This window comes from Sneathiella aquimaris (assembly GCF_026409565.1).
GTDB lineage: Bacteria > Pseudomonadota > Alphaproteobacteria > Sneathiellales > Sneathiellaceae > Sneathiella > Sneathiella aquimaris.
This window is the reverse complement of the sequence record NZ_CP112881.1, coordinates 3,786,897-3,802,178: the sequence shown is the minus strand read 5'-3', so window position 1 is coordinate 3,802,178 and position 15,282 is coordinate 3,786,897. Positions and strand designations below refer to the sequence as shown.

The 15,282-nt window shown below is 49.9% G+C and carries 16 protein-coding genes; 4 read left to right on the top strand and 12 right to left on the bottom strand.

Annotation, left to right across the window (positions count from 1 at the left end; translation table 11 throughout):
* Positions 1 to 3: 3 nt before the first annotated feature.
* On the top strand, positions 4 to 948 hold the full coding sequence (locus OIR97_RS18005; RefSeq protein WP_169543583.1) for an AEC family transporter: 945 nt from the start codon (positions 4 to 6) through the stop codon (positions 946 to 948).
* Here the strand turns inward: OIR97_RS18005 and OIR97_RS18000 are convergent.
* The gene (locus tag OIR97_RS18000; RefSeq protein WP_219821597.1) at positions 945 to 1,370 is read right to left on the bottom strand and encodes a MarR family winged helix-turn-helix transcriptional regulator; all 426 of its coding nucleotides are present in this window, start codon (positions 1,368 to 1,370) and stop codon (positions 945 to 947) included. The genes OIR97_RS18005 and OIR97_RS18000 overlap by 4 nt on opposite strands.
* Before the next feature lie 93 nt (positions 1,371 to 1,463).
* On the opposite strand from OIR97_RS18000, the gene OIR97_RS17995 reads away from it, so the two are divergent.
* Entirely contained in the window at positions 1,464 to 2,129 is a 666-nt protein-coding gene (locus tag OIR97_RS17995) for a glutathione S-transferase family protein (RefSeq protein WP_169543581.1), read from the top strand.
* A gap of 50 nt (positions 2,130 to 2,179) precedes the next feature.
* Here the strand turns inward: OIR97_RS17995 and OIR97_RS17990 are convergent, their stop codons facing one another.
* The 4 genes from OIR97_RS17990 to OIR97_RS17975 all read right to left on the bottom strand — a co-directional run bounded on the left by OIR97_RS17990 (position 2,180) and on the right by OIR97_RS17975 (position 5,230).
* The gene (locus OIR97_RS17990; protein ID WP_169543580.1) at positions 2,180 to 2,992 is read right to left on the bottom strand and encodes a class I SAM-dependent methyltransferase; all 813 of its coding nucleotides are present in this window, start codon (positions 2,990 to 2,992) and stop codon (positions 2,180 to 2,182) included.
* Between the two features lie 212 nt (positions 2,993 to 3,204).
* A complete protein-coding gene (locus OIR97_RS17985) occupies positions 3,205 to 3,981 on the bottom strand; it encodes a substrate-binding periplasmic protein (RefSeq protein WP_169543579.1) in 777 nt (258 codons plus the stop codon).
* 169 nt (positions 3,982 to 4,150) lie between these two features.
* Complete coding sequence (gene arfB / locus OIR97_RS17980) at positions 4,151 to 4,579, bottom strand: alternative ribosome rescue aminoacyl-tRNA hydrolase ArfB (RefSeq protein ID WP_169543578.1); 429 nt, start codon at positions 4,577 to 4,579, stop codon at positions 4,151 to 4,153.
* A 36-nt stretch (positions 4,580 to 4,615) separates the two neighbouring features.
* A complete protein-coding gene (locus tag OIR97_RS17975) occupies positions 4,616 to 5,230 on the bottom strand; it encodes a DJ-1/PfpI family protein (RefSeq protein ID WP_169543577.1) in 615 nt (204 codons plus the stop codon).
* Positions 5,231 to 5,333: 103 nt separating this feature from the next.
* On the opposite strand from OIR97_RS17975, the gene OIR97_RS17970 reads away from it, so the two are divergent.
* A complete protein-coding gene (locus OIR97_RS17970; protein WP_169544343.1) occupies positions 5,334 to 6,671 on the top strand; it encodes an aminotransferase class I/II-fold pyridoxal phosphate-dependent enzyme in 1,338 nt (445 codons plus the stop codon).
* Between the two features lie 64 nt (positions 6,672 to 6,735).
* On the opposite strand, the gene OIR97_RS17965 is transcribed toward OIR97_RS17970, so the two are convergent.
* A complete protein-coding gene (locus OIR97_RS17965) occupies positions 6,736 to 7,722 on the bottom strand; it encodes a 2-hydroxyacid dehydrogenase (protein WP_169543576.1) in 987 nt (328 codons plus the stop codon).
* Between the two features lie 174 nt (positions 7,723 to 7,896).
* On the opposite strand from OIR97_RS17965, the gene OIR97_RS17960 reads away from it, so the two are divergent.
* Positions 7,897 to 8,391: an SH3 domain-containing protein gene (locus tag OIR97_RS17960; RefSeq protein ID WP_169543575.1), complete on the top strand. Its 495-nt coding sequence runs from the start codon at positions 7,897 to 7,899 to the stop codon at positions 8,389 to 8,391.
* A gap of 6 nt (positions 8,392 to 8,397) precedes the next feature.
* Here OIR97_RS17960 and OIR97_RS17955 read toward each other — a convergent pair whose 3' ends face one another.
* The 6 genes from OIR97_RS17955 to pnp form a co-directional block, all read right to left on the bottom strand.
* Positions 8,398 to 8,985 (bottom strand): DUF3501 family protein, encoded by a 588-nt coding sequence (locus OIR97_RS17955; RefSeq protein ID WP_169543574.1) that lies wholly within the window; start codon positions 8,983 to 8,985, stop codon positions 8,398 to 8,400.
* Between the two features lie 12 nt (positions 8,986 to 8,997).
* A complete protein-coding gene (locus OIR97_RS17950) occupies positions 8,998 to 10,338 on the bottom strand; it encodes a heterodisulfide reductase-related iron-sulfur binding cluster (RefSeq protein WP_169543573.1) in 1,341 nt (446 codons plus the stop codon).
* 75 nt (positions 10,339 to 10,413) lie between these two features.
* The gene (locus tag OIR97_RS17945; protein WP_169543572.1) at positions 10,414 to 10,830 is read right to left on the bottom strand and encodes a rubrerythrin family protein; all 417 of its coding nucleotides are present in this window, start codon (positions 10,828 to 10,830) and stop codon (positions 10,414 to 10,416) included.
* 139 nt (positions 10,831 to 10,969) lie between these two features.
* Complete coding sequence (gene irrA, locus OIR97_RS17940; protein WP_267177743.1) at positions 10,970 to 11,425, bottom strand: iron response transcriptional regulator IrrA; 456 nt, start codon at positions 11,423 to 11,425, stop codon at positions 10,970 to 10,972.
* A gap of 84 nt (positions 11,426 to 11,509) precedes the next feature.
* Complete coding sequence (locus OIR97_RS17935; protein WP_169543571.1) at positions 11,510 to 12,907, bottom strand: NAD(P)H-dependent flavin oxidoreductase; 1,398 nt, start codon at positions 12,905 to 12,907, stop codon at positions 11,510 to 11,512.
* 132 nt (positions 12,908 to 13,039) lie between these two features.
* Complete coding sequence (pnp, locus tag OIR97_RS17930) at positions 13,040 to 15,145, bottom strand: polyribonucleotide nucleotidyltransferase (protein WP_169543570.1); 2,106 nt, start codon at positions 15,143 to 15,145, stop codon at positions 13,040 to 13,042.
* Positions 15,146 to 15,282: the final 137 nt, after the last annotated feature.

Below are 15,282 nucleotides of genomic sequence, written 5' to 3'. Positions count from 1 at the left end.
CCAATGCTTGAGGTTTTATCCGTTGTCGGCCCGATTTTTGGGCTGGTTGCCATTGGGTATCTAAGCGTTCGATTTTCGCTTTATCCCGCCGCAGGTGTGCAGGGCCTGATCAGTTTCGTCAATAATTTTGCGACCCCGTGCCTGTTGTTTCAGGCCATGTTAAAAATCGACTTTGCCAAATTGTTCAACCCGCACTATTTGGCATCCTTTTATTTCGGGGCCTTCGCCTGCTTTGCGGTTGCTTTTCTAATTGCCCGATGGGCGTTCCGGCGCCGGCCAGGCGAATCTGTAGCAGTGGGCTTTTCGGCCTATTTTTCAAATACTATTTTGCTGGGGTTGCCGATCATTCAGCGGGCCTATGGTGACGAGGCATTACCCTATCTGTTCGCAATTGTTGGATTTCATGCGCCTGTATTGATGAGCTCGGGCATGGTGGCGATGGAAATCGCCCGGCGGGATGGGGCACCCCTTAAGAGTACGGTAAAGGAAGCGCTAAGCCGCATCTTAAGCAATCCGTTGCTGATCGGTATCAGCCTAGGAATTATTGCCAACCTGACCAGCGTACCGGTTCCCGGGTTGATCAATGATGTAACCAAAATGCTGGCGCTGGCAGTATTGCCTGCTGCATTGTTTGGATTGGGCGGTGCCCTTAATCAATATCAGTTGCGAGATAGTTGGGAACAGGCGCTTGTCTCCTCGCTTATCAAGTTGGTTCTGCATCCGTTCATCGCGCTGGTTCTCAGTCATTATGTGTTCGGACTGGATTGGAATATGACGCGTGTTGCCGTGATTACTGCCGCCATGCCATCGGGGCTGAATGTCTATATCTTCGCGACTTTCTATAATCGATCCGTTGATATTGCGGCGAATACGGTTTTGCAAAGCACCCTGTTAGGGGTCGTGACAATTTCAAGCTGGCTTCTGGTTTTGAGTTGGCTCGCCCCTTAATCCGTCAGGGGTTTCAGCAAAGACGCGATTTTTCTTTGCTGATCAAGTGACAATCGGCGGCCAACGGCCTGCTCTAATGCTTCCTGATAGATCGGCCACATGGCAATCCGTGTTTTCTGACCGGCTGGCGTCAGGAAAAGCTGTTGCGCCCGCCTGTCTTCCTCGCAGGGTGTCCGGCGAATATACCCAGCTTTTTCAAGACGGTCGAGAATACGCGATACCCCATATTGCGGGAGCAAAAGAGCGTCGTTTAGCGCGCTTGGACGCAACCCCGCTTCGCCCGCCTGTTCAAGTTCCCAAAGGCAGTCATACCAGGCAAGAGGTGGAAATCCGGCCTTCTTCAACGCTGTTTCGATGGTACTTAACGCCTGTTCATGGGCACGCACCAAACGGATCCAAACCTGAACTGTTTCTTCATTCATTGATTTCATAAACACAATTTACATGCAGGTGCATTGAAATTCCAGCAATAAAGACCTAAATATATGCAACTGCATGTATTAGGAGAAATAACCATGAATGACCTGCATCTGATAAGCCACCATCTTTGTCCTTATGTCCAAAGAGCGGTTATTGTCTTGGACGAGAAAAAGATCCCTCATAAACGGACCTATATTGACCTAGCGAACAAACCGGACTGGTTTACAGCTCTGTCCCCGCTGGGACGGGTCCCGCTTCTACAGCATCAGGAGGCTGTGATATTTGAAAGTCAGGTGATCGCTGAATATCTGGATGAAATAACAGCGGGGTCCCTGCATCCTTCGAGTCCTCTGGAAAAAGCGCGGCATAGATCCTGGATTGAATTCGGGTCTGAAACCCTGAAAGAGATTGGGCGTTTTTACTCGGCGAAAACCCGTGCGGAGTTTGACGCGAGTAGAACAGCCCTCATTACTAAATTACAGCGGATCGGTTCAGAGATAGACGGTCCTTTTTTTGGAGGGGCGACCTTTCATATGATTGATGGGGTTTATGGGACCATTTTCAGATATTTTGATGTCTTTGAGGCTGAGTTCAATCAGTCTTTGACCGAGACACGGACCACACTTCATAACTGGCGCACATGCATTGCCCAACGCCCGTCTGTGATCAATGCGGTGCCTGCGGGATATGAGGACAGGTTGAAAGACTTTCTGATCCAGCGCGCTTCATTTTTATCAGACTGCAGGACAGGCGTATCCTGAGGCGGTTCAGGAACGGGGGCATGGTTTGGGGGGGGGTAGCGCGGCTTTTGCTAGGAAAAAGCGGTAATCACATGTCCTCTGATTTTACTGTTGACCGGACCGTCCCCAAATCGTGCGGCAATTGCCTTTGTGGCAACGTCCGTTACGTGGGCCAATTTATCAGGATCTCTTTGCTCTATCTCGTTCCGGAGCGGGGTGCCCTGGCAATAGGCAATTGCAGGGATGCTGGCATTCAAGGCGCTGCTTTGTTTTTCCAGTGTTTCGATCCTGATCTGAGAGAAGCCCGCTTGTCTCAGTTCTTCCTCGATTTGAGAGATGTCATGATATCCGTGGGGCGTGCGCGCCAGAAAGCGGGGCGGGGCGTCTGGAAAGACCTCCGCCGCGGCGTCGGTCACAACGTCTGCAAATTCGTTGAACGATATGTCATCCCAAACATTGAACACAAGCGCACCGTCTGGTGTAAGGGTGCGTCTGGCTTCTTTATATCCCGCAATCCGATCTGGGAAAAACATGACCCCAAACTGACAGATTGCGACGTCAAAACTTGAAGCGTCATAGGGAAGGTTCAAGGCATCTGCCTGTTGCCAGCGTATGCGGGGGTCCGCCTTCTGTCTGGTTTTTGCGTGATCCAGCATGGCCTGATTAAGATCGGTCACACAATAATGTGATCCGGCTTTCAGTTTAGGTGCAAGGGCGCGGGTGACAACGCCACTTCCGGCCGCGATCTCCAGTATTCTGCTGGGTGACAGGGCACAAACACGATGTGCCAGATCATTGGCAAATTCTTCAAAGATCAGGGGGACCAGATAGGTATCATAGAATTCCGGTATAGATCCGGTAAAAACTTTATCGTTTTCTGACATAGGGCCCCCAGCGGATGCAATATTTCCTGAAACCATACCAAATATTCCATTTTAATGATATTCCTTAACTAAAGCCGGTGGTGGGCTTTGGCTGAATTATACTGAACTGGCAGGGGCCGCAGCCATTCGGCAACAATTTCTACAGGGGCTTCATTCTAGGCATGGACTGTTTGCGTTGCCGTTCTGATAGCGTTTCGGGCAGCGATCCCCCGCTAAAAATGTTCAAGGTATTGTGTCGTTAATTCTTGGAGAAGGTCGTCATATTCACTTGTTTTTTTCATGTCCGCCAAGGTCTGATCAAAGCGCTCTAAAAAGTCAGCTCCGAATTTGGACTTTTTGGAGATCAGCAAAGGGAATTTCGGGCTTTCGGAATAGACGTGTGAAATACGGACAATCTCGTTTGTGAAGCCCAGTTTTTTAATGAAAAGCTGTGTGACCGGGGTTGCATGGATGACGATGTCTGTCCGCCCTCTGCTCAGCATATTCAGGCAACTATCAATTGTTGGGGCAATTTGGTAGTCAATTTTTCGAGCCCGATAAAACTCAACAGCCCAGCCGTTGCCAAGCAAATCACAGAAGCCTGTGTTTTTCAGTGCCGTGAGGGGTCGTCCGCTTTTCAGACTATTTTCAGCAGAACTACCCTTCCTTACAAAGGCTTCAAACGGAACATAGAGTACATTCTGATCGGACGGAATTGCATATTTTTTGCGGGTTGGTGTCGGTGTTGTTACAAAGGCGTCGGCAGTCCCACGTTCTATTTCTTCCTGTGCCCGTCCCCAAGGCACGCCTTTGTGGATCACATCAATACCTAAACGTTTTTGAATTATCTCTTCGATTAAACCAGGTAGAATCCCGCGGACCTGTTTGCCGTTGCCCTCGGAAATAGGGGCCCATTCATTTGCATATAATACAATGATAGGGCCTTTGCTCCGATCAGATTGCGAAGCCAAAGCACTGGACGATAGCAGAACCAGAATGATTGAAATCATATATATGCAGGTGGCGGGTCGCAAATTGGTCTTTCCTTACTTACAGTGCTGGTAGGGCCAATAATAGGTTCGAAACTGGAATGATGCCGATTTGGTGACAGTAACAGAGTATTATAACCTTCTAAATAATTTGTGAATTATCAATTTCTTTCTGGCTTTTTTATGTCATCTACGAGAAGTCCGATTTAGACACGCGTCCACGATTTTTTTTAATTGTTCCGCGCTGCTTTTTCTTATCCATCCGTTTTAGTTTTGAAGAATAGGTCGGTTTGGTTGGTCTGCGGGTTTTGGGAACGATCGATGCTTTTCTGATAACCTCTGATAAGCGTTCTTTGGCATCAGCTCTATTTCGTTCCTGACTTCTGAAACTCTCGGCGGTGATGATCAGGACACCTTCTTTCGTCATCAGGTGGCTTGCAACCTGCCGCATTCGATTGAACAGAGTTTCGGAAATGGAAGCGGATGACTTTGCATCAAAGCGCAGTTGAACAGCGGAAGAAACCTTGTTCACATTCTGGCCACCAGGACCGGATGACCGAATGAAGCTCTCTTCAATCTCGTCGTCGTGAATAAATATCTGTGGCGTAATCTGGATCATGCCAAATCATACCGGCTGAACGGTTTTTGAAAAGCGCTATGTTGCAACAGTCGCGGATAAAAAAGGGCCTGCGATGTCACGGGCACGTGCCACATAATCTTCTTTTTCTCCGACCGGGGCGACATAGTGCAGGGCGTCCTCTGCGGCCTTTAACCCCTCTGTCCGCGCAAGCACCCAAAAAGCCAGATATTGGGAGGCCAGGCACCCCCCGGCAGTTGCAATGTTACCAGAGGCATGAAACGCCTGTTCAAGCACCTCGATCCCCTCATCTTCTACCCATGGTCGTGTTGTAAGATCGGTACAGGCCGGTATATCGCTGAGGAGCCCCAGCTTTGCCAAGAGAAGGGTTCCGGAGCATTGTGCCCCGATAAGTTGGTGGCGCGGGTTAAGGTCGATCTGGCCCATCAGAGCGTGATCGGTGGCGATTTCCCGCGTTTTTGACCCACTACCAACAAGAATAACCTCTGCCTTGCAGGCTTCTTCCAGCGAAATGTGACGTTCTATAACGACACCGTTCATAGAGCGGACAGTGCGCGTTGGGCTTGCAATGGACACCCGCCAGTCCTGTTTTTTGACACGATTGAGAATGCCCAGAGCAATAAGTGAGTCCAGTTCGTTAAAGCCGTCGAACGTCAAAAGGGAAATATGCATCGGAAAAAAGCCTTTTTGATTAGGGGTGTTGAGTAGGGTTGTTGAGTGTCAGCATAGCCGTTAAAATCATGACAATAAAATTATTGTCATGGATACAATTGATATGCCGCAAGCTCGCTACAAACAGGTCGTCGATCGAATTGCTGCTGATATCCGAGCCGGAAAAATAGCGCCCGGGACCCGATTACCGACCCATCGGCAATTATCTGCAATGAAAGGAATTGCGCTGGTTACAGCAACCCGGGTATATGCCGAGCTGGAACAAATGGGCCTTGTCAGTGGGGAGCGAGGACGCGGAACATTTGTCCGCGAAACCGCAATTCCAGATGGCCACGGTGCGGACCAGCATCCTGTCGCTCCCGATATGATCGATTTAACGTTTAATTATGGGGTCCTTCCTCAGCAATCGGATCATTTGAGAAATGCCTTGAGGCAGTTGGCGGGGATCGGTGAGGTGGAGACACTCCTTCGGTATCAGCCTCATGAAGGGCGCCTTCATGAGCGCCGTGTGATTGCCGACTATCTTGCGTCGCAGGATGTCAATACGTCGTCAGAACAGGTCATGATTGTCAGTGGCGCCCAGCATGGGTTGTCTCTGGCTGTAATGTCACTTTTACGTCCGGGGGATGTGATTGCCGTCGATGCTTTGACTTATCCGGGAATAAAGGTGGTTGCTGATGCGTTTCGGGTAGAACTTGTGCCTATCCCCGCGTTGGATCACGGTCCGGACCTGTCGGCGTTAAATGAAATATGTCAGGCGCGAACAGTTCGGGCTCTTTATGTCATGCCAACGCTTCATAACCCGTTAGGCTGGGTTCTGGATCTGGCCCAACGAAAGGATTTGGTGTCGATTGCCCGAAAATATGATCTTTGCATTATCGAAGATGCGGCCTATGCATTTTTGGCCGAAAATTCCCCTGTTCCGCTTGCTACCCTTGCCCCTGAAAGAACGGTTTATATTTCAGGTGTTTCCAAAAGCATAGCGACAGGATTGCGAGTTGGGTTCTTGTCCGCGCCCCCTGAGTGGGTTCCTGCAATAAGAAGATCCATCCGGGCGACCATCTGGAACACACCACCGGTAATGACTGCGATCGTGTGCACGTGGCTGACGGATGGCAGTATCCGGTGGTTGGAACAGGAAAAACGTAAAGACGCGGAAAAAAGGCAGGCTATTGCCCGTAAGGCGCTGAAAGGGTTGACCTATAAAGCCCATCCGGCCTCCTATTTTGTGTGGATCTCGTTGCCTCAAAATGTGCGGGCCGATCAGCTTGTTTTGGATTTGGCGCGTCAGAATATTTCTATTTCAACGGCCGAGCCGTTTGCGGTTTCCAAAGACGTGCCCCACGCCATCCGGCTGGCGCTTGGCTCTGTTGATGTGAGCCTCTTGCCGGACGCGTTGATCAAAGTCCGGAAGGGGATTGAGGAACGGGCAATATATTAGCCATCCCCAACAAACGGTATTTGTACGATAAAAAGAAAAGGCCCGGATATCCGGGCCTGTTCCATTAAAGCATTGCGGCCAGCACCCGGTCTGTCGGAGTATGACCATCGATGAAGGTTTTAATGTTGATCAAAACCTTTTCACCCATATCGATCCGGCCTTCTATGGTTGCAGAACCCATATGGGGCAGAAGGATAACGTTATCCAGTTCCAGCAATTTCGGATTGACGGCCGGTTCATGTTCAAACACGTCCAGGCCAGCACCGGCGATGTCGCCATTGCGCAGCATACGGGTCAGTGCATTTTCATCGACCACTTCACCGCGTGAGGTATTTACGATATAGGCATGCTTCTGCATCAGCTGCAAACGACGGGAGTTCAACAGATGGAAGGTTCCGGGTGTATGCGGACAGTTGATGGAAATGATATCCATCCGGGCCAGCATCTGATCCAGACTTTCCCAATAAGTCGCCTCCAGCTCATCCTCGATATAATCGGGAAGCTTGTTGCGATTGTGGTAATGAATGGACAGGCCAAAGGCTTTTGCCCGGCGGGCAACCGCCTGACCGATCCGGCCCATGCCCACAATTCCGAGACGTTTGCCCCAGATGCGATGTCCTAGCATGCTGGTTGGCGACCATCCGGTCCAGTCACCACTTCGCATCAGGCGTTCACCTTCCGTCAGGCGGCGGGGAACAGCCATGATAAGCGCCATCGTCATATCTGCGGTGTCTTCTGTCAGAACGCCGGGAGTATTTGTCACCGTGATGTTGCGTTGCCGGGCTGTCGCCAGATCAATATGATCGACACCAGTTCCGAAACTGGCAATCAGTTTAAGATCTGGATTGGCTTGTGACAGGACTCCCAGATCGATTTTATCCGTCACTGTTGGTACTAAAACATCAGCGACTTTTACCGCTTCGACAAGTTCTGCTTGTGACATGGGTTTGTCGTTGTGGTTGAGACGTGTATCAAATAGCTCCATCATGCGGGTTTCAATCGCATCCGGAAGCTTTCGGGTAACAACGACAACAGGTTTTTTCTTTGACATTCGAAGCCTCTCTGGTCCCGGTCTCTTTTTAAAGTTGACCACTTATTTTCTAGCAGATCATCCGGGATCAGACAATTCCGCCTTGTGCGTTTGCGAAATTTTTTTGCTTTCTTGACCCGGAACAGGGTTGCACGGCATAAAGATGAGGACTTTTTCCAATTGAGGCCAGTTGTAATGTTCCGTGCGCTTTCTCTATGCGTTCCGTTTTTAGTAAGCCTGATTCTGATGGGCAGCTCTTTTGTTGCCACTGCACAGACAGGGCTGCCTGTTCCGCGTTTTGTATCCTTGTCTGTTGATGAGGTCAATGTGCGTGTCGGGCCCGGACGCCGGTATCCGATTGCCTGGACATTTGTTCGGGTTGGCTGGCCTGTGGAGGTGATCGCGGAATACGAACACTGGCGTCAAATAAGGGACATCGAAGGAGCTACCGGCTGGGTTCATAAAACCCTGTTATCGGGACGCCGAACCATATTGATTACAGGGGATCGACGACCCGTTTACGAAGAACCCGATACAGACAGTGAGGTTGTGCTGCTGGCCGAGCCGGGAGTTCAGGGAACTTTGGCGGAATGCGATGGGTTATGGTGCGAGGTTGATATCGCGGGCAATCGCGGCTGGCTCAAAGCCAGCCACTTTTACGGGGTGTATGAAAACGAGAAAATCCGTTAAGCCGATTTAAAGGTCAGTTGCAAGGGCACTGCGTGTCGCTTCGTTCAGGCGGGCCATATGGCCATATTCCGGATGTTCAATGCTAATGATAACTTCGGCGTCCGGTGCTTTCATGGCGGCTGCCATTGTGTCACTTAAGGGAAAATGCAGAAAATGAATGGCGGAAGTTTTACCGTCTTCTGTCGTCCGCTCCACATCCTGTTCGGGCACGGCCAGACATTTTTCACCGCCGACAGACAAATAAATCTTGTCTTCGATATGGCCTAGCTGACGCAGGGTAAAATCCCGTCGCACCGGATCGTCGATTTCGATCATGAAAGTTGCGACAAGTTCGTTTCCCTGCGGGATAAGCGGATTATAGGCGGAAAGTTCATCTGCAATCTGGTCTTCACCGCCTCGTTCGATATACAGCATCTCATGGATTTGCGACCACATGGTATCATAATTTTCGAAGTAAAAGGTTGCGAAAGGTCCAACTGCGACCCGCCTGTCTTTTTTTATGGCAATCAGCTTCTGCTTGTTTTCTTTTCGGATTTTTCCGTAATCAGAAATGTCCAGAATATCACTGCGTGAAATGTTCCGTTTTACTGTCATAATAAATATGCCTTATTCAAAACCGTAGGCTTTTGCGATCAATTCGATAGGGTGGGCCGTCGTCTTTTCCTTTGCGGCTTCCGCATCCTGCTTTTCAATGCCCTGCAACAGATGTTCTGCGGCGAGGGGACATTCAGAAGCGATGAAGGGTGCGCCGGATTTCAGAGCATTTTTGGCCGCTGTCTTGCCGACTTTCAAGGCTGTTTCGTAATTGCCTTTCATAATTCCCCAAGAGCCACCATGCCCTGAGCAGCGTTCCACAATAGCGACGCGGGTCTTCGGGATCAGTCGCAGCATTTCGGCGCCTTTAGCCCCCATATTCTGCGCGCGGGCATGGCAGGCCAGATGCATGGAAACGGGCCCTTCAAGCGCCTCCATCCCCTCGGCAATGCCTTCTTTTTTTGCAATATCGACGATATATTCGGACACGTCATAGGTTGCCTTGGCAAGTTTCGCCAGGTTTTCATTTTCTGGATCAATCAAGGGCCATTCAAATTTCAGCATCAGGGCACAGGATGAAACCAGTGCAATGACGTCATAGCCTTTGTCGATCCATGCACATAATTCGGCAGAAACCATTTTTGCATTTTCAGCAACGCCTTCAATGTCGCCCTGTTCGAGCAATGGCATGCCGCAACAGCCAGGATAAACCACTTCAGTTTCAACACCGTTTTTAGCCAGGACCTTGCGGGTGGCTTCACCAATGTCGGGGTTGTTGTAATTCCCAAAGCAAGTGGCATATAAAACGACTTTTCGGCCAAAGCCGGGGGCTTCCTGGTTCAGGGTCAGCGTGTTGGCCTTGGCCCGATCCAAAAGGGTCTTGCTATTATATTCTGGTAACGCTGCTTCCCGGTGGATACCGAGTGTTTTTTCCATAATGCCGCGGGTTGTTGTGTTTTTTGTGTCGGTTGCCCAATTGGCAAGACCGGCAACCGGCTTGGCAAGCTTACCATTTCGGTCCGTTTTGGACAGTTGCCGCGAAACAAAACTGTCTTCGCCTTTTTTCTTTTCCACCGCCCGGTAGCGAAGCATCAAATGGGGAAAATCCAGATTAAATTCATGGGGCGGGACATACGGGCATTTGGTCATGTAGCACATGTCGCAGAGCGTACAGGCATCAACCACAGGTTTAAAATAATCGGACGAGACGGAATCAAGTTCTTCCGTTTCTGATGCGTCAATAAGGTCAAACAGCCGGGGGAAAGAGTCACATAGATTAAAACATCGGCGACATCCGTGGCAAATATCAAAGATGCGTCTAAGTTCTTCGTCTAACAGTTTTTCGTCGTAGAAATCTGGACTGTTCCAGTCAATCGGATGCCGTGTAGGGGCATCAAGGCTGCCTTCGCGCATGATTTAAATCCCGTTTTTTGTGGGGGGAAACGGGCGGCGGTGTCGCCGCCCGAAAATCAGGTTATGGTCCTGATATCAGTCCAAATCGTCCAGTGCTTTCTGGAAACGACCTGCATGGCTTTTTTCAGCTTTTGCAAGGGTTTCGAACCAATCAGCAATTTCGTCATGGCCTTCTTCGCGTGCAGTTTTAGCCATTCCCGGATACATGTCTGTATATTCGTGAGTTTCACCAGCAACAGCGGCTTTCAGGTTGTCGCTTGTGCCACCGATTGGCAGACCGGTTGCCGGATCGCCAACTTCTTCAAGATATTCAAGATGGCCGTGCGCGTGACCTGTTTCACCTTCTGCGGTTGAGCGGAAAACAGCAGCAACATCGTTATATCCTTCAATATCGGCTTTCTGGGCGAAATATAGGTAACGACGGTTGGCTTGAGATTCACCAGCAAAGGCATCTTTTAGATTTTGTTCTGTTTTACTTCCCTGTAGAGACATTGAAGACCTCCTCAATCGGGGTTGGCGGGTTCACATTCTTCACCATTAAAGAATTGCGAAGAGTATAAAACCACCAAGACAGGCTGTCAATAAACTAGAACGTTTCTAAAGAGGAAAAAATTGTTTTGAAAACAGATTGTTAGGAATTGTTCGCATTAGAAACACGAACAATGACATCAATGCTGGAGATCCTGGTCCCATCCGGAAGATCCGGCAGGTTGGTAACCGACATTTTTTCGCAGCAAATGTCTTCCAGTAACCCCTTATCTTCGTGGAAGAAATGGTGATGGGGCGTAACGTTTGTATCAAAATATGATTTGCTGGCATCGACGACAACTTCGCGCAGCAGCCCGGCTTCCGTAAACTGGTGCAGGTTGTTGTAGATGGTTGCGAGAGAAATACGGACACCCGCATCCAAGGCTTCGCTGTGCAATTTTTCGGCTGTAATATGCCGGTTTCCGGAAGCAAACAGAAGTTCAGCCAACGCAATACGTTGTTTGGTTGGCCGAAGCTGAGCAGTCCTGATTTTGTCTTCAAGCTCTGCTTTCATCGGCGAAATATTTCTGTCGATCGGGTTCATAATACCGGCACTCACTTTATTACTGCTGAATTATTCCTACTTTATATAGTGTATTATTTGGAATAATTCAAATCAGCAATTAAGAAAACGATAAAATATTTATTTCCCTGTCATTATTCGGTCAATCAACTCTTTCACGGTTGGAACAAAGCCATCCGCATAGAAAGGGTCTGTCGCAAACCGGTATGCGCCGTGTCCGGCGAACATCAGGTTATTGTCCACGTTTTCCGAATGAATAACATCCTGTAGAGTTTTTTGAATGCAGAAACTTCTTGGGTCTGCCTTGCGTCCGGTATTCCCGGTTTCGCCTTCAGCCCAGTTGGAGAATGAGCATTGTGACAAACAACCCATGCAATCAACCTGATCTTTCCGAATTTCAGCCATTTTCTCTGGCTCAACAAAGATCATGGTGGAATCTGGCGTTTTCAGACCGGATGTATAGCCTTGAGCAACCCATTTCTCGGCATTGGCCTTGTCCGCCGGTGTCAGGTAAATCTCACGTTTGCGAGCCCCGAAGCTGAACGCTTCACTATGTTCACCGATTGGCGATGTAACAAACGCAACCTGACGGTCGGAACGGCCTTTTAATTCGTCCAGAAATTCGTTACGGACCGCGGAGGACCAGAAGCCCGTTGGACTGAATTTATTCAGGAAGACGTCGCCCTTTTTCAGCGTCAGAAGCTTTTGCTTCCAAGCATCAGAAATCGGGCTTTCTTTCGTCAAAAGCGGACGGGTGCCAAACTGGAATGTAATGGGGCCAATTTCCGGATTGTCCAGCCAATGCTCCCAGTCCTCAATATGCCAGACACCGCCGGCCATGATGATCGGGACATCATGCAATCCCATTTCGTTCATCAGCGTCCGAAGAGATGCGACCCGTGGATACGGATCTTCCGGTACCATGGCATCTTCGGAATTGCTGAGGCCGTTATGACCACCAGCGAGCCACGGATCTTCGTAGACCACGCCGCCCAGCCAGTCAGCAAATTTGTGATAGGCCCGTTTCCAAAGGGCGCGAAACGCGCGCGCTGAAGAAATGATCGGGTAATAATGAATTTGATAATCTGCTGCGATCTGCGCAACACGGTAAGGCATGCCGGCGCCGCATGTGATGCCGTCAATCAGGCCGCGTGCACCTTCGAGCACGCCATGCAGAATTCGCTCTGCCCCGCCCATTTCCCACAATACATTCATATGAATGGCGCCTTGGCCATTTGAAACTTCATGCGCTATCTGGGCCTGAGCAATACCGCCCTGGATACCATAGGCGACAAGTTCGTCGTGGCGTTCACGACGGGTACGGCCATGATAGACTTGTGGAATGATTTGACCATTCTCGTCATAGCTGTCTGCGTTTACACCGGAAAAAGTGGCGACACCGCCGGCTGCAGCCCAAGCGCCAGAGCTTTCGCCAGAGGAGACAGCGATACCTTTACCGCCTTCGATGAGGGGAAGAACTTCTTTTCCCGACATAACTATGGAGTTCAGTGACTTCACGAGACAATCCCTACAGCAGAGTTACTTTGTACCTTACCACTTAGAGCAACTTAGCGTTTGCTTCAAGCGGTGAACAGGATACGGAGCGACCCAGCCAAGCTGAGCCGCCCCCATTTACTTGAAAAATCAGCCTTATTCGGCGTCTTCTTCTGTTGTTCCTTCTTCGGCCTGTACAGCCTTGATGGACAGGCGAACCTTACCTTTGCCATCAATTTCCAGAACTTTAACACGAACTTCGTCACCTTCGTTGACAATATCTGTCACTTTAGCAACACGTTTTGGCGCGAGTTCAGAAATATGAACCAGCCCATCGCGGTTACCAAAGAAATTCACAAAGGCACCGAAGTCGACAACTTTAACGACCTTACCAGTATAGATAACACCTACTTCAGGATCATCAACAATAGACTTGATCCAGGCAACAGCGGCATCTGCACTTTCGGTTGTTGTCGCAGCAACTTTTACAGTTCCATCATCTTCGATATCGATCTTGGCACCGGTTGTTTCGCAGATTTCACGAATAACCTTACCACCCGTACCGATGATATCCCGGATCTTGTCTTTCTTGACCTGAAGCTGTGTGATGCGCGGGGCACCGTCACGTACGCCTTCACGGGCGGCATCGATGGCTTTCGCCATTTCGTCCAGAATGTGAAGACGACCTTCAGTCGCCTGAGCCAATGCAATGCGCATGATCTCTTCAGTAATGCCGGCGATTTTAATATCCATCTGTAATGATGTAATACCTTTATCTGTACCTGCAACCTTAAAGTCCATATCACCGAGATGATCTTCATCACCGAGGATGTCGGAAAGAACGGCAAATTGACCGTCTTCTTCCAGAATAAGACCCATTGCGATACCCGCACAGGGCCGTTTCAAAGGCACACCGGCGTCCATTAGGGCCAAAGACGTACCGCAAACGGTTGCCATGGAAGACGAGCCATTGGATTCAGTGACTTCAGAAACGACACGTAATGTGTAAGGGAATTGATCTTTACCCGGTAGCAATGGGTGCAGTGCCCGCCAGGCAAGCTTACCATGGCCAACTTCGCGGCGGCCTGTAAAGCCGACACGGCCCGCTTCACCCACTGAATAAGGAGGGAAGTTGTAATGCAGCATGAAGTTTTCGCGATATTCGCCTTCAAGGGCATCAACAATCTGTTCATCCTGACCAGTACCCAGCGTTGTAACGACCAGTGCCTGGGTTTCACCGCGCGTGAACAAGGCAGAACCGTGCGCACGGGGCAGGGCGCCAACTTCAGCAACGATCGGGCGGACAGTTTTCGTGTCACGTCCGTCGATACGGGTACCGTTGGAAATGATGTTACCGCGCACGATGTTTTTCTCAATTTTCTTGAGAATCCCACCAGCAGCTTCAACTTCATCTTCTTCAAGTGCTTCAAGGGCAGCGGCTTTGGCCGCAGAGATCTTGTCCGTCCGTGTCTGTTTGACCTGCTCTTTGTAAGCGTCGGTCAACGCAGCCTCGGCAGCGGATTTCACTTTTGCTTCCAGATCAGCATCCACTTCTGGTGGCTGGAAGTCCCAAGGTTCCTTTGCACAATCTTCAGCAAGATCGATGATGGCATCAATCACAGCCTGTGTTTCTTTGTGACCAAACATAACAGCGCCCAGCATCTGTTCTTCAGATAGCTCGCTCGCTTCAGACTCGATCATCAGAACCGCTTCGTCCGTTCCGGCAATGACCAGGTCCAGATCTGTATCGGCCATCTGTTCGGATGTTGGGTTCAGCACATATTCACCATCGATGAAACCAACGCGGGCTGCACCAACAGGGCCGAGGAACGGAATGCCCGAAATTGTCAGGGCCGCAGAAGCACCAACCAAGGCAACAACATCCGGATCATTTTCAAGATCGTGGGCCAAAACAGTACAGATAATCTGTGTTTCGTGTTTAAAACCGCTGACGAAGGATGGGCGCAATGGGCGGTCGATCAGACGGGAAACCAGTGTTTCCTTCTCTGTCGGGCGTCCTTCACGCTTGAAAAAGCCGCCCGGGATTTTGCCGGCAGCATAGGCTTTTTCCTGATAATTTACTGTGAGCGGGAAAAAGTCGATTCCCGGCTTTGGGGACTTTGCAGCAACCGCTGTACAAAGAACCTGTGTACCACCATAGGTGATCATGACAGCGCCGTCAGCCTGACGGGCAACTTTCCCTGTTTCCATTACGAGCGGACGTCCGCCCCACATCACTTCTTTGCGATGTACTTCAAACATTTTCTTTCCTTCCAATGCAAACAAAGCCCTATGCCCGTTTGCCAGTTCCTATCGCCCTATGCGACAGTATTTTCAATCTCTTTGTACTTCCAGACTGGAGAGAACTCCAGAATCACCGAACGCCGGATCGCCAGAGG